Raw genomic sequence first — 16,508 nt, forward strand, 5'->3', positions numbered from 1 at the left:
AGCGAAAGCGGCATACAGTGCGGCGATTTCCTGCCCACAGAAATGCGCTAGCGCCGTTCCACATATCCTCCAGCGGTCCGCCAGCAACCCGCCGATAATATTCCTGAATTTATCGTGGGATTAGAGTTTGCATTGTTCTCGGGCCGAGGTCTAGGCTTTATCAAATCACATGCATGCCAATGTCCAGCGACTATCGCACAATGCGGAGAATTCAATGCATTGCACGACTGGAATCTTGGTTAATCCTCTGGCCGGGCGCAAATGACCGCCCCGCCGGACGTCCCGCCACCCCCCAAGCCGCAGCGGCCCAAGTTCCGCGACACCATCCGGCTGGTGGCGGGCGCGGTGGGCATCGTCAAGAAGGCGAGCCCGCGTGACTTCTCCTTCGTGATGATCGCCGATGTGATCCAGGGCATCGGTGTCTTCGCCGCGCTCATCCAGGTGCAGCAGGTGCTGTCCAACCTGATCAAGGCGAACGACGGAGCGGGCACCAGCGGGCTCCTGGGCGCCGTGACGGTCTTCCTGTGCGCCAATGTCGCCATCGTCATCAGCCAGGCGTTCATCAACAACCGCCGCATCATCCTGAGCGAGCGTACGAGCATGTACGTGAGCGGCGAGATCCTCAAGGTGGCCTCCCTGGCAGAGCTCGACGACTTCGACGACTCCACCTTCCATGACCGGCTGCAGCGGGCCTCCGCCAGCGCGGCCGTGCGCCCCGCCCAGATGGTGCACAACCTCATCAGGATCGGGCAGGCGCTGTTCACCGTCGCCGGTAGCTGGGTGGCGCTGGTGACCGTGAACGTGTGGATCGCCCTGGTCGCCGCGGTGGTCGTGGTGCCCATCTGGATCGGCGGCGTGCGCGGCGGCGAGCAGCACTTCGACTTCATCCGGCAGACCACGCCCACCGACCGCAACCGCAACTACCTGTTCGAGTTGCTGACCGCCCGAGAGCCCGCCCAGGAGATCCGCGCGTTCAACACCGCGCGCTATCTCACCACGCGCTGGCATGACGTCATGTCCCACCGCCTGAATCTCATGCTGAGGATGCTGAGCAAGCGGTTCCGTTCGCAGCTGATCGCCTCGATCGGCAGCAACGCCGTGGTCGCGCTCACGGCCGGCATCCTGATCATGCTGAACCTGTCGGGCGTCCTCACCTTGGCCGAGACGGCGACGGTGGCGGGCATCCTGCTCCTGCTCAGCCAGCGGCTGCAGGACACCGTGATGGGCACCAACGAGTTCTTCGAGTCCGCGCCGCTGATCCGGGATCTGAAGGACTTCCTGGCCATGGAGCCGGCGCTGGCCAGGGAAGTGACCGGGACGCCGTACGCGGGCTCGTTCGACCGGATCGAGGTGCGCGACGTCGCGTTCGCCTACCGGGGCTCGCGCCGGCGGGCACTGGACGGGGTGTCGCTGACGATCAACGCGGGCGAGGTCATCGCCCTCGTCGGCGAGAACGGTTCGGGCAAGACCACGCTCGCCAAGCTCCTCGCCGGCCTCTACCCGCCGAGCGAGGGCGCGATCCTGGTCGACGGCGTCGCCCTGAGCGGCATCGAGGCGAAGTCGTGGCGCGAGTCGGTCGCCGTGCTCTTCCAGAACTTCATCCGCTATGCCCTGCCGGCCGAGGAGAACATCCGCCTGGGGTCGGCGGAGAAGCAGGTCGGCATGGACGACGTCCGGGCGGCCGCACGGGCCGCGGGCGCGGACGGATTCCTGGCCAAGCTCCCGAACTCGTACGAGACGATCCTGTCGCCGCAGTTCAGCGAGGGGCAGGACCTCTCGCTCGGGCAGTGGCAGCGGGTCGCGCTCGCGCGGGCGTTCTTCCGGGACGCACCGCTGGTGATCCTCGACGAGCCCAGCGCCTCCCTCGACGCCCGAGCCGAGCGCGCGCTCTTCGAGAGTGTCCGCGACCTGTACGCCAACCGGACGGTCCTGCTCATCTCCCACCGCTTCTCCACGGTACGTACGGCGGACCGGATCATCGTGCTGCATGACGGCCAGATCGTCGAACACGGCGACCACGACTCCCTGATGGCGGCCGACGGGCTCTATGCCGAGCTGTTCACCATGCAGGCGAGCGGGTTCCTCGAAGACAGCCTCAATGGGGTGGCCCTGGTCGGGGACCGGGTGCGACCGCCGGTCGTCCCGGACATGCCGGATACCGGCGCTCTGTGAAGATCCCGCAGGGCACCGGCACCGGTGTCCTGCGGGATTCGTATGTCAGGGGCTCCAGCTGATGAGCGTCTGCTGCCTGAGTTTGGTCCAGTAACTGATTGTTCCGCTTCGGAGGTCGACCATGATGACGTCTCGGCTGGGGGCCGGCGCCCAGGACCGCGCCATCGAGGACATCTATCCGCTGACCGCGATGCAGCAGGGCATGCTGCTGCACACGCTGCTGGTGCCCGGCTCCGGGGTGTACTGGCTGCAGACCGGTCTGCTGCTGGAGGGCGACCTCGACGTCGAAGCGTTCGAGCGAGCCTGGACGCTGGTGTTCCAGCGGCACGCGGCGCTGCGCGGGACCGCGGTGTGGGAGGACCTGCCCAACCCCATGTGGGTGGTGTCCCGCTCGGTGCCCCTCCCGTTGACCACGCTGGACTGGGCCGACCTGGACGAGGAGAGCCAGGAACGGGCACTGGTCGACTTCCTGGCCGCCGACCTCGCCCGGGGCGCGGAGCCCGGGCAGCCGACCATGGTACGCGTCACGCTCCTCCGGCTGGCCGAGCGCCGCCACCAGATGGTGTGGAGCCGCCACCACCTGGCCCTCGACGGCTGGAGCACGCCGATCGTGCTCAACGAGTTCCTCGACGCCTACCACGCGGTCCTGGCCGGCGTGGCGCCCGGCCTCCCGCACCGCCGGCCCTTCCGCGACCACGTGGCCTGGGCCTTGGGCCAGGACGCGGCACCGGCGGAGCGGTTCTGGCGCAAGCGCCTGCGCGGCGTCGAGTCCGCCACCGCGCTGGAGGTCGAGGGCGACACCGGGCGGCAAGGCAACCACACCCGGCGGGCGCGGCTGGACCGCGCGTTCACCTCGTCACTGTCGGCCTTCGCCCGCCGGCATCGCCTCACGGTGAACACGCTGGTGCAGGGCGCCTGGTCGGTGCTGATGTCGGCGTACAGCGGCTCGGATGACGTCGTGTACGGCAGCGTCACCTCCGGCCGCGGCGACCACCTCGACGGCGCCGAGTCCATGGTCGGCCTGTTGCTCAACTCGATCCCGGCTCGGGTCCGCGTGGAGCGCGGGGATCCGTTGGTCGCCTGGTTACGCGCTCTTCAGCGGGAACAGACCGCGGCCCGGCGGTTCGAGCACACGCCGCTGACCAGCATTCAGAGCTGGACCGCCGTGCCTTCTGGGCAGCCGCTGTTCACCAGTGTGTACGTCTTCGAGAACTTCCCCGGCATCGCCTCGGGCGGGGACGCGCTGCGCATGTCGGAGAACTTCGCCCGCGAGCACAACAACTATCCGCTCACGGTAGCGGTATATCCGGGTGAGCAGATCGAGATCAGCATGGCGTACGACCTCGCCCGGTTCGGCCATGCCACGATCGAGGGGCTGCTGACGCATCTCCAGGAGATCCTCCAGGCGATGGTGGCCGACGGCGGGCAGCGCGTCGGCGACCTGCCGATGGTGTCGGAGGCCGAGCGGCGGTCCGCCGCCGGGTGGAACGCCACCCATGCTCCGGTGCCTGCCGGTGGTGTGCACGAGCTGGTCGCCGGACGGCCGGACGCGGTCGCGGTCCGGTACGGCGACACCACCCTGACCTACGCCGAGCTCGACGCCCGCGCCGCCCACCTGGCCGGGCACCTTCGGGCTCTCGGCGTCCAGCGCGAAACGGTGGTCGGGCTGTGCCTGCCCCGCGGCCTGGACCTGCTCGTGTCCATGCTGGCGGTCTGGAAAGCAGGGGGTGCCTATCTGCCCCTCGACCCCGACTTCCCCGCCGAACGCCTGTCCTACATGCTCACCGACAGCCGCGCCCATTTGCTGATCACCCACCGCGCCACCGGCCTCGAGGCCCCGGCCACGCTTTATCTGGACGACGCTTTCCCCCAGGGCGAGCCCTTCGCCGCCCCGGCCCTGCCCGGGCAAGCCGCCTACATGATCTACACCAGTGGCTCCACCGGCCGCCCCAAAGGCGTCGTCATCAGCCACACCAACCTCGCCAACTTCCTCGCCTCGATGGGCCACACCCCGGGCCTCACTCAAGACGACATCCTGCTGGCGGTCACCACCCCCGGCTTCGACATCGCCGGACTCGAACTCTTCCTCCCCCTCACCACCGGCGCCCAGGTCGTCATCGCCGACGCCGCCACCACCCGCACTCCCGACGCCTTGGCTCATTTGATCTCCGCCTCTGGCGCCACCGTCATGCAGGCCACTCCCGCCACCTGGCAACTCCTCACCCAGGACGACCGGCCCCTTCGCCTGCGTGCCCTATGCGGTGGCGAAGCCCTCCCTCCGGACCTGGCCGGCGTTCTGCACGAACGCACCGCCGAACTGTGGAACCTCTACGGCCCCACCGAAACCACCATCTGGTCCACCCGCCAGCACCTCAGCCAGGGCCAGGACATCACTCTCGGCCGGCCCATCGCCAACACCCACCTCCATGTCCTCGACCAACACCTCAACCCGGTGCCGGTCGGTGTGCCCGGTGAGCTCTACATCGGCGGCGCCGGCCTCGCCCGCGGCTACCACCACCGGCCGGCTCTCACCGCCGATCGCTTCATCGCCGCTCCAGGCGGATCGCGGCTCTATCGCACCGGCGACCTCGTGCGGTGGCTCGCGGATGGGCAGCTCGACTTCCTCGGCCGCACCGACCACCAGATCAAACTCCGCGGCCACCGCATCGAACCCGCCGAAATCGAACACACCCTGACCGCGCATCCGGCCATCGCCACCGCCGTGGTCACCCTCCACCACGACCGCCTCATCGCCTACCTCGTGCCGGGTGCGGGCCCGATTCCACCAGTGGATGAGCTGCGCGCCCATCTGGCGGCCACGCTGCCCGACTACATGGTGCCCGCGGTCTTCATCGAGCTGACCGCCCTCCCGCGTACGCCGAACGGCAAGCTCGACCGCGCCGCCCTGCCCGCGCCCGACCACCTCCGTCCCGACCTCACCGGCGGCTACCGGCCTCCGGCCACGCCCACGGAAGAGGTGCTGGCCGGCATCTGGGCCGACCTGCTCGGGCTCGACCGGGTAGGAGCCGCGGACGACTTCTTCGAGCTCGGCGGGCACTCGCTGCTCGCGACGCGGGTCGTCTCGCGGGTGCGGGCCGCGTTCGGTACTGACATCGGCGTGGCGGACCTGTTCGACCAGCCCACCGTCGCCGACCTGGCCGCCGTCATCGACGCCGGTGCGGCCGGTGAGCAGCCGCCGCCCATCGTGGCCGTGCCGCGTGACCGGCCGTTGCCGCTGTCGTTCGCGCAGCAGCGGCTGTGGTTCCTCGACCAGATGGAGCCGGGGTCGGTCGAGTACAACGTCCCGGCGCCGATCCCGCTGGACAGGGAGCTGGACGTCGCCGCTCTGCGCGCGGCGCTGGACCTGCTCGTGGCTCGGCACGAGGTGCTGCGGACCCGGCTGGTGACCGACGCCGAGGGCGTGCCATGGCAGGTCATCGACCCTCCGGCGGCGTTCGACCTGCCGCTGGTGGATCTGTCCGGCGAGAGCGACCCCGCGCGGGCGGCCCGGGGGTGGGTGGCCGCTGACGTGACCGCGCCCTTCGATCTGGCCACCGGCCCGCTGGTCCGGGCCGGCCTGCTGCGGCTGGCGAAGGACCGGCACATCCTCGCGCTGTGCATGCACCACCTCGTCTCCGACGAGTGGTCGGCGAGCATCTTCGTCCGCGAACTGACGGCCCTGTACGAGGCGCTCCAGGCCGGCCGGCCCGACCCGCTGCCGCCGCTGAAGGTCCAGTACGCGGACTTCGCGGTGTGGCAGCGCGGCTGGCTCGCCGGACCGGTGCTGGCGGAGCAGCTCGGCTACTGGCGTACCCAGTTGGCCGGTGCTCCCGTGCTCGACCTGCCCACCGATCGGCCGCGCGCCGCCGTCCGCTCGACCCTTGGCGCGGCCGTCCGCTTCCGCGTGGACGCCGAGGTCAGCCGGCGGCTGCAGGAGATATCACGTCAGAGCTCGACCACGATGTTCATGACCCTGCTGGCCGCCTACACCGTCCTGCTGGGCACGTACAGCGGCCAGGACGACCTGGTCGTCGGCACCCCGGTCGCCAACCGCAACCACGCCGAAACCGAGAACCTCATCGGCTTCTTCGTCAACACCCTCGCCCTGCGCGCGAACCTGGCCGCCGACCCGACCTTCACCGAGTTACTGGCCCGGATCCGTACCACCGCCCTGGCTGCCTACACCCACCAGGACCTGCCGTTCGAGCAACTCGTCGACGAGCTCGACATCCCCCGTGACCGCTCTCGCACCCCCCTCACCCAGGTCTTCTTCAACTACACCGGGGACAGTGGGTGGACGGCCGAGCTCGCGGAGCCGCCGGCCAAGTGCGATCTCATGGTCGCGATCAACCGAGACGGTGACGGTCTGGCCGGCATGGTCGAATACAGCACCGCGCTGTTCGACGCCGCCACCATCGAGCGCCTGATCGGCCACTTCCAGCACTTGCTGACCGCCATCACCGCCGACCCCGGTCAGCGCCTGTCCGGACTGAACCTGCTGACCCCCGGGGAACACCGGCAGCTCACCGAGTGGAACACCACGCACCGTCCGCTCCCGGACCAGCTGATCCCCGCCCAGATCAGCGCCCGCGCCGCCACCCACCCCGACCGCATCGCCGTCACCGGCCCCGACACGGTCCTGACGTACGGCCAGCTGGAAGCCCGCGCCAACCGGCTCGCCCACCATCTCCTCGCCCTCGGCGTGCGGCACGAGAGTGTGGTCGGCCTGTGCCTGGACCGTAGCCCCGACATGATCATCGGCATGCTGGCCGTGTGGAAGGCCGGCGGAGCCTACTTGCCTCTGGACCCCGGCTACCCCGCCGACCGGCTGTCCTACATGCTCGCCGACAGCCACGCCGACCTCCTCATCAGCCACACCGCCGTCCCTGGCATCCCGACAGTCGATCTCGACGACCCGGCCATCGACGCCGCTCCCTCCCACACCCCGGGCATGGTCATCCATCCCGACCAGGCCGCGTACCTGATCTACACCTCGGGTTCCACCGGCAGGGCCAAGGGCACGGTCGTCAGCCACCGCAATCTGAGCAGCACGATCGACGCCCAGTCCACCGCCTTCGCCATCACTCCTGACGACACGGCACTGCAGCTGACCTCCTTCAGCTTCGACGTGGCCGCCAGCGAGATCTTCACCACCCTCACCAACGGCGCCCACCTGGTCATCGCCGACGAGCGGCACAACAGCGCTCACCTACGGCATCTCATGCACCATCACCAGGTCACCATCACGCAGGCCACCCCCACGCTGCTGCAGCACCTGGACACCACCGACCTGCCCCACCTGCGCACGCTGGTCAGCGGCGGCGAGCCGTGCCCACCGCACCTCGCCGAGCTCTGGGCCGCCCATCACCGGCACTTCAACGCCTACGGCCCGACCGAGGCCGGCATCTGCGCCACCATGGGCACCACTCGGGACGACGGGAACGCGATCCCGATCGGGGCTCCCCTGGCCAACACGAACACCCATGTCATGGACCGGCATCTCCAGCTCGTTCCGGTCGGTGTGCCCGGCGAGCTGTACATCGGCGGCTCCGGGGTCAGCCGCGGCTACCACGGCCGCCCGGCTCTCACCGCCGAACGCTTCGTCGCCGCCCCCGGCGGATCGCGGCTGTATCGCACGGGCGACCTCGTACGGTGGCGGGCGGACGGCCAGCTCGACTTCCTCGGCCGCACCGACCAGCAGATCAAGCTGCGCGGCTTCCGCATCGAACCCGCCGAGATCGAACACGCGCTGACCACGCACCCGGCCATCTCCGCCGCCGTGGTCACCCTCCACGACCAGCGGCTCATCGCCTACCTCAGCCCGGCCGACATCCACATGCCGCCGGTCGCGGAGCTGCGCGACCACCTGCGTGCCGGCCTGCCCGACCACATGATCCCCGCCATCTACGTCGAACTCGCCGCCTTCCCCCTCACCCCCAACGGCAAGATCGACCGCGCGGCACTCCCCGCCCCCAGCAACGACCGCTCCGACACATACCAGCCACCCACCACCCTCACCGAGGAACTGCTAGCCGGGATCTGGGGCGACCTCCTCGGCCTGCCCCTTGTGGGCATCGCGGACAACTTCTTCGACCTCGGCGGACACTCCCTCCTCGCCACCCAGGCCGTCACCCGCACCCGCATCGCGTTCGGCACGGATCTCAGCGTGGCCGACCTGTTCGACCACCCCACCATCGCCGACCTGGCCACCCTCATCGACACCGGGACGACCAGCCAACAGGCACCACCCATCGCCGCCGTCCCACGCGACCAGCCGCTGCCGCTGTCCTTCGCCCAGCAACGACTCTGGTTCCTCAACCAGCTCGAACCGGGATCGGTCGAATACAACATCCCCTCCTTCCTGCCGCTGGACGGAGAGCTGGATGCGCACGCACTGCGGTCGGCTCTGGACACCATCGTCGAGCGGCACGAGGTGCTCCGCACCCGGCTCGTCGCCGACGCCGACGGCGTGCCCTGGCAGGTCATCGACCCGCCCTCGGCGTTCGAGCTCCCGCTGGTGGACCTGACCGGGCAGGCGGATCGCGCCCAAACACTGATCGCCGGCGACGCGGCCACCCCCTTCGACCTGGCCACCGGTCCCCTGATCCGCGGCAAACTCCTGCGCCTGGCCGAGGACAAGCACCTCCTCGCCCTGTGCATGCACCACATCATCTTCGACGGCTGGTCAGCCGACGTCCTCAGCCACGAACTGACCGCCCTCTACCGAGCCTTCTCGACAGGCCAGCCCAACCCCCTGCCACCTCTGACCGTCCAATACGCCGACTTCGCGGTGTGGCAGCGCGGCCGGCTCACCGGGCCGGTGCTGGACCGGCAGCTGGATTACTGGCGCACCCAACTGGCCGATCCGCCGGTCCTGGACCTGCCCACCGACCGCCCCCGCCCCGCCATCCGCTCGACCAGCGGCGCGGCCGTACGATTCCAGCTGGACGCCGAGGTCACGCAGCGGCTGCGGCAGGTGGCCCGCCACAACGGCAGCACCATGTTCATGACCCTGCTGGCCGCCTACGCCGTCCTGCTCGGCAAGTACACCGGCCAGGACGACCTGGTCGTCGGGATCCCGGTCGCCAACCGCGACCACGCCGAAACCGAACCGCTCATCGGCTTCTTCGTCAACACCCTCGCCCTGCGCGCGGACCTCGGCGACGACCCCACCTTCACCGAACTCCTGGCCCGCGTCCGGACCGCCGCCCTGTCCGCCTACACCCACCAGGACCTGCCGTTCGAGCAGCTCATCGACGACCTCAACATCCCCCGCGACCGCTCCCGCACGCCGCTCGTGCAGACCGGTTTCGACTACACGACCAGGACCGGTCAGGCCCCGGAGCTGACGGAGCCGGCTGCCAAGTACGACCTGCTCGTCGCGTTCAACCAGGACGGCGACGCCCTCCAGGGCGTCGTGGAGTACAGCACCGCCCTGTTCGACCCGGCCACCGTCCGCCGCCTGGTCGATCACCTGACCCAGCTGCTCGCGGTGATCGCCGAGGACCCCGCCCGGCACCTGACCGCCCTGCCTCTCCTCACCCCCGCCGAACACCGGCAACTCATCACCGACTGGAACTCCGCCACGGCCGAGATCCCCAGCGTGTCCGGGGTCCATGAGCTGGTCAGCGCCCACGCCGGCACCCGTCCCGACGCGATCGCGGTGTCCTGCGACGGCCGGGCCCTCACCTACGGCGAACTCGATGACCGCGCCAACCGCCTCGCCCACCATCTGCTCACTCTGGGCGTCCAGCGGGAGAGCGTGGTCGGCCTGTGCCTGGACCGCAACGCCGACTTCATCATCGCGCTCCTGGCCGTGTGGAAGACGGGCGGCGCGTACCTGCCGCTGGACCCGGGCTATCCCCCCGACCGGCTGTCCTACATGCTCGCCGACAGCGGCGCCCGGCTGCTGGTGACCCACGCGGCCACGAGATCCATGCTCGGGGACCTGCCCGACCAGGTGCGCACGCTGACCTTGGACGCCCCTGCCACCGAAGCCGTCCTGAACTCCCAGCCCGGCACCGCACCCACGGTCGAGGTGCTGCCCGCGCAGGCCGCGTACCTGATCTACACCTCAGGCTCCACCGGCCGCCCCAAGGGGGTGCGGGTGGTCCATCGCGGGGCGACCAACCTGGCCACCACCATGCGCCCGGTCTTCGGCATCGATCACACGAGCGCGGTGCTGCAGTTCGCCTCGTTCAGTTTCGACACGGCCGTGTGGGAGATCATCGTCACGCTGGCGGCGGGCGCGCGGCTGGTCATCTGCACGTCCGAACAGCGGAGCAGGCCCGAACTGGTGGCCGCGCTCATTCGCGATGAGCAGGTCGACGTGGCCACGTTGCCGCCATCCCTGCTGGGCATGCTGGCCCCTGGCGACCTGCCGACGCTCACCACCCTGATCAGCGCGGGCGAGCGGCTGCGCCCGGCGCTGGCCGGCGCCTGGTCGCCACACCACCGAATGATCAACTCGTACGGGCCGACCGAGGCGACCGTCTGCGCCACCAACGCCGTCATCACCGGCGAGGACACCCCCATCGGGCCGCCGATCCCGAACGCCGACGTCTACGTACTGGACCGCCACCTCAACCCGGTGCCGGTCGGTGTGCCCGGTGAGCTCTACATCGGCGGCGAGGGCCTGGCCCGCGGCTACCATTCCCGTCCGGCCCTCACCGCCGAACGCTTCATCGCCACCCTCGGTGGATCGCGCCTGTACCGTACGGGGGATCTCGCCCGGTGGCGGGCGGACGGGCAGCTCGACTTCCTCGGCCGCACCGACCACCAGATCAAACTCCGCGGCTATCGCATCGAACCCGCCGAGATCGAACGCACTCTCATCACCCACCCCGCCGTCACCGCGGCTCTGGTCGTTCTCACCGGCCAACGGCTCGTCGCCTACCTGGTGCCGGCCGACCACGGCATCCCCACGGTCGGGGAGCTCCGCCGATTTCTCCTCCAGACGTTGCCGGACCACATGGTCCCGGCCGCGTTCGTCGAACTGGCCGCCTTCCCGCTCAGTCCCAACGGCAAGATCGACCGCGCCGCGCTGCCGGCGCCCGACAGCAGCCGTCCTGACCTGGCGGGCGCCTACCGGCCACCCGCCACCCCCGTTGAGGAGGCGCTGGCCGGAATCTGGGGCGACCTCCTCGGCCTGCCTCTTGTGGGCATCTCGGACAACTTCTTCGACCTCGGCGGACACTCGCTCCTCGCCACCCAGGCCGTCACCCGCACCCGCACCACGTTCGGCACCGAGCTCGGCGTGGCCGACCTGTTCGACCACCCCACCATCGCCGACCTGGCCACCCTCATCGACGCCAGTACGGTGAGCGCGCAGGCGCCGATCGCGCTCGTCCCCCGCGACGAGGCACTCCCGCTGTCCTTCGCCCAGCAGCGGCTGTGGTTCCTGAGTCAGCTGGAGCCAGGGTCGGTCGAGTACAACGTTCCGTGCCCGATCTCGCTGCACGGGGACCTGGACCCGGCGGCCCTTCAGGCGGCGCTGAACGCCGTGGTCGAGCGGCACGAGGTACTGCGCACCCGGCTCGTCGCCGACCCCGGCGGGGTGCCCTGGCAGATCATCGACCCGCCCTCCGGGTTCGATCTGCCCCTGGTGGACCTGACCGACCACGCGCGGGCGGCACGAACCTGGCTGGCTGTGGACGCGTCCACTCCGTTCGACCTGGCCACCGGCCCGCTCATCCGCGGCAGCCTGCTGCGGCTGGCGAAGGACGAGCACGTCCTCGCCCTGTGCATGCACCACATCGTCTCCGACGAGTGGTCGGCGAACATCCTGGTCCGCGAGCTGACGGCCCTGTATGAGGCGTTCCGGGCGGGCCGGCCCAGCCCACTGCCGCCGCTTCCTGTCCAGTACGCCGACTTCGCGGTGTGGCAGCGTGGCCGACTCACCGGGCCGGTGCTCGACGAGCAGCTGGGTTACTGGCGCACCCAGCTCGCCGATCCACCTGTACTCGATCTGCCGACCGATCGGCCGCGCCCGGCCGTGCGCTCCACTGCCGGGGCGGCTATCCGTTTCCGCGTGGACGCGCAGGTTGCGCGGCAGCTGCAGGAGATCTCCCGCTGCCACGGTGCCACGATGTTCATGACCCTGCTGGCCACGTACACGGTCCTGCTGAGCAAGTACACCGGCCAGGACGACCTGGTCGTCGGCGCGCCCGTCGCCAACCGCGACCATCCCGAGACCGAGCAGCTCATCGGGTTCTTCGTCAACACGCTCGCCCTGCGCGCGGACCTGCGAGCCGACCCGACATTCACCGATCTACTGGCCCAGATCCGTGCCACCGCGCTGGCCGCCTACACCCACCAGGACCTGCCCTTCGAGCAGCTCATCGACGAGCTGGCCATCCCTCGAGACCGCTCCCGCACCCCTCTCGTTCAGGCCGGATTCAACTACGCCGCGGGAGGCGGCGAGGACGACTGGACGGCCGGGATGGACGAGCCTCCCGCCAAGCACGACCTCATGGTCGCGTTCCTTGAGGATGGGAATGGTCTGAACGGTGTCGTGGAATACAGCACCGCGTTGTTCGACGCCGCCACGATCGAGCGGCTGATCGGTCATCTCCAGCATCTGCTGACCGCGATCACCGCAGACCCCGCCCAGCATCTGTCCGGGCTGCCGCTCCTCACGCCCGGCGAACATGAGCAGATCACCGGCTGGAACAACACCCACCGTCCTCTTCCGGACCAGCTGATCCCCGCCCAGATCAGCACCCGCGCCGCCCTCCACCCCGACCGCGTGGCAGTGACCTGCAACGACGCCGCTTTGACCTATGGCCGGCTGGAGGCGCGTGCCAACCAGCTCGCCCACCACCTGCTCACCCTGGGCGTCCAGCCCGAGAGCGTGATCGCCCTGAGCCTGGACCGCAGCCCCGACATGATCATCGCCATGCTCGCCGTCTGGAAAGCCGGCGCCACTTACCTGCCCCTCGACCCCGACTACCCGGCCGGCCGACTCGCCTACATGCTCACCGACAGCGGAGCCAGTCTCCTCATCGGGCACACCGCCATCCCTGGCATCCCGACAGTCGATCTCGACGACCCGGCCATCGACGCCGCCCCCTCCCACAGCCCGGCCACGGTGATTCACCCCGACCAGGCCGCCTACCTCATCTACACCAGTGGCTCAACCGGCACAGCCAAGAGCACGATCGTCAGCCACCGCAACCTGGCCGCCATCATCGACGCCCAGATCACCGCCTTCGGCGTCACCCCTGACGACACCGCCCTGCAGCTGACCTCCTTCAGCTTCGACGTCGCAGCCAGCGAAATCTTCACCACCCTCACCACCGGCGCCCACCTGATCATCGCCGACACCACCGCCCGCCAATCCACCCCCGACCTGCACCACCTCATGCACACGCAACACGTCACCATCACCCAAGCCACCCCCACCCTCCTGCAACACCTCGACACCACCACCCTCCCGCACCTACGCACCCTCATCACCGGCGGCGAACCCTGCCCACCACACATGGCCAAAATCTGGGCCACCCACCACCGCCACATCAACGCCTACGGCCCCACTGAAGCCACCATCTGCGCCACCGCCACGATGGAAGCCATCGACGATGGGGACGCTGTTTCCATCGGGTGCCCTATCGTCAACACCCACACCCACGTCCTGGACCCGCACCTCCAGCCCGTCCCGGTCGGCGTCCCCGGCGAGCTCTACATCGGCGGCGCGGGCATCAGCCGCGGCTACCACAACCGCCCCGCCCTCACCGCCGAACGCTTCATCGCCGGTCCTGACGGATCGCGGCTGTATCGCACGGGCGACCTGGTGCGGTGGCGGGCGGACGGCCAGCTCGACTTCCTCGGCCGCACCGACCAGCAGATCAAGCTGCGCGGCTTCCGCATCGAACCCGCCGAGATCGAACACGCGCTGACCAGCCATCCGGCCATCGCCGCCGCACACGTCATCGCCCACCAGCAGCGCCTCGTCGCCTACCTCCTGACAGACCAGCAGCCACTCCCGCCGGTCAACGAACTACGCGACCACCTGCGAACCACCCTGCCCGACCACATGATCCCCGCCATCTACGTCGAACTCGCCAGCTTCCCCCTCACCCCCAACGGCAAGATCGACCGCGCAGCGCTACCCGCCCCCAGCAACGACCGCTCCGACACATACCAGCCGCCCACCACCCTCACCGAGGAACTGCTGGCCGGAATCTGGGGCGACCTGCTCGGTCTGCCTCTTGTGGGCATCGCGGACAACTTCTTCGACCTCGGTGGACACTCGCTCCTGGCCACCCAGGCGGTCACCCGCACCCGCGCCACCTTCGGCACGGATCTCAGCGTGGCCGACCTGTTCGACCACCCCACCATCGCCGACCTGGCCACCCTCATCGACACCGGTAAGACCGGCGAGCAGGCACCGCCCATCGCCGCCGTGCCGCGCGACCAAAAGCTGCCGCTGTCCTTCGCCCAGCAACGACTCTGGTTCCTCAACCAGCTCGAACCGGGATCGGTCGAATACAACGTCCCCTTCCCCATGCCGTTGGACGGGGAACTGCACTTGAGCGCGCTCGAAGCGGCGCTGGAGACCGTCGTTGAGCGGCACGAGGTGCTGCGTACCCGGCTGGTGGCCGACGCCGACGGAGTGCCCTGGCAGATCATCGACCCACCAACCGGATTCGACCTGCCCCTGGTGGACCTGACCGGCCAAGCCGACCCCTCCCAAGCAGCCCGCGCCTGGGTGACCTCGGACACGGCCAAACCGTTCGACCTGGCCACCGGTCCCCTGATCCGCGGCAGCCTCCTGCGGCTGGGCGACGACGAGCACATCCTCGCCCTGTGCATGCACCACATCGTCGCCGACCAATGGTCAGCCGACATCCTCGGCCGCGAACTCGATGCCCTCTACCGGGCCTTCTCGACAGGCCAACCCAACCCGCTGCCGCCCCTGACCGTCCAGTACGCGGACTTCGCGGTGTGGCAACGCGACTGGCTCACCGGGTCGATGCTGGAGGAACAGCTCGACTATTGGCGCACTCAGCTCGCCGATCCACCGATCCTGGACTTGCCGACCGACCGGCCGCGCCCGGCCGTGCGCTCAACCGACGGCGCCGCGATCACCTTCCACCTCGACGCCGAGACCACCCGGCGACTGCAGGAAATCTCGCGCCAGAACGCCAGCACCATGTTCATGACGCTGCTGGCCGCCTACGCCGTCCTGCTGAACAAGTACACCGGCCAAGATGACCTGATCGTCGGGATCCCGGTCGCCAACCGCAACCACGCGGAAACCGAGAATCTCATCGGCTTCTTCGTCAACACCCTCGCCCTGCGCACGGATCTGCGAGCCGATCCGACCTTCACCGATTTACTGGCCCAGATCCGCGCCACCGCGCTGGCCGCCTACACCCATCAAGACCTGCCCTTCGAGCAGCTCATCGACGACCTGGCCGTGGACCGAGACCGCTCCAACACGCCACTGGTGCAAACCCTCTTCGACTACACCACCACCAGCCAAGAACACCCCGACGACAGCGAATCAGCCGAACAAGTCCTGTTCGACCTGAGCCTCCTGCTAGGCCACAACCACGACGGCGCCCTCATCGGCTCCATCCAATACAGCACCACCCTGTTCGACCCGGCCACCATCCACCGCATGGTCAGCCACCTCACCGAACTCCTCACCGCCATCACCGAAAACCCCGACCAGCACCTGTCCGACCTGGCCATCCTCACCCCCGCCGAACACCAGCTCATCACCGACTGGAACGCCACCCACCAGCCCACCACCGACCAGTCACTGATCGAACTGATCACCGCCCAAGCCCTCGCCCGCCCCGAAGCCGAAGCCATCGTCCATGACCAGGCCACCCTCACCTACACCGAGCTGGAAACCCGCGCCAACCAACTCGCCCACCACCTGCAAGCCCTCGGAGCCGGCCCAGAAACCATCGTGGGCCTCTGCCTCGAACGCGGCATAGACGTCATCATCGCCATCCTCGCCACATGGAAGACCGGCGCCGCCTACCTACCCCTCGACCCCGACTACCCCACCGACCGGCTCACCTACATGCTCACCGACAGCCAAGCCGGACTCCTCATCAACCAAACCACCACCCGCACGGCATTGCCCACCCCAACCGCCACCCTCACCCTCGACGAGCCAGCCACCCAGATGACTCTGGCCGCCAACCCGACGACCTACCCCTCAGCGCAGATTCACCCCGAGCAGATCAGTGCCGTCATCTACACCTCCGGCACCACCGGACGCCCCAAAGCCACCCTCATCACCCACCACAACCTCACCACACTCCACACCGCCTGGTCCCACACCCACTACACCCCCACCGACCACCACCGCTGGCTCT

The 16,508-nt window shown here is 69.1% G+C and carries 2 protein-coding genes; both read left to right on the forward strand.

The genetic code is table 11. From position 1 onward, the window contains the following. The first annotated feature begins 261 nt into the window (after window positions 1-261). A complete protein-coding gene (locus tag KME78_RS49380) occupies window positions 262-2,172 on the forward strand; it encodes an ABC transporter ATP-binding protein (protein WP_219536936.1) in 1,911 nt (636 codons plus the stop codon). A gap of 121 nt (window positions 2,173-2,293) precedes the next feature. Next, window positions 2,294-16,508, forward strand: a 14,215-nt coding sequence (locus tag KME78_RS49385) for a non-ribosomal peptide synthase/polyketide synthase (protein ID WP_219536937.1), incomplete at its 3' end; no start/stop codon positions are given.

It is taken from the genome of Nonomuraea guangzhouensis (genome assembly GCF_019396345.1).
Taxonomy (GTDB): Bacteria; Actinomycetota; Actinomycetes; order Streptosporangiales; family Streptosporangiaceae; genus Nonomuraea; species Nonomuraea guangzhouensis.

Coding starts and splice junctions, on each gene's coding strand:
- KME78_RS49380 (WP_219536936.1), top strand. CDS start 262: ATGACCGCCCCGCCGGACGTCCCGCCACCCCCCAAGCCGCAGCGGCCC.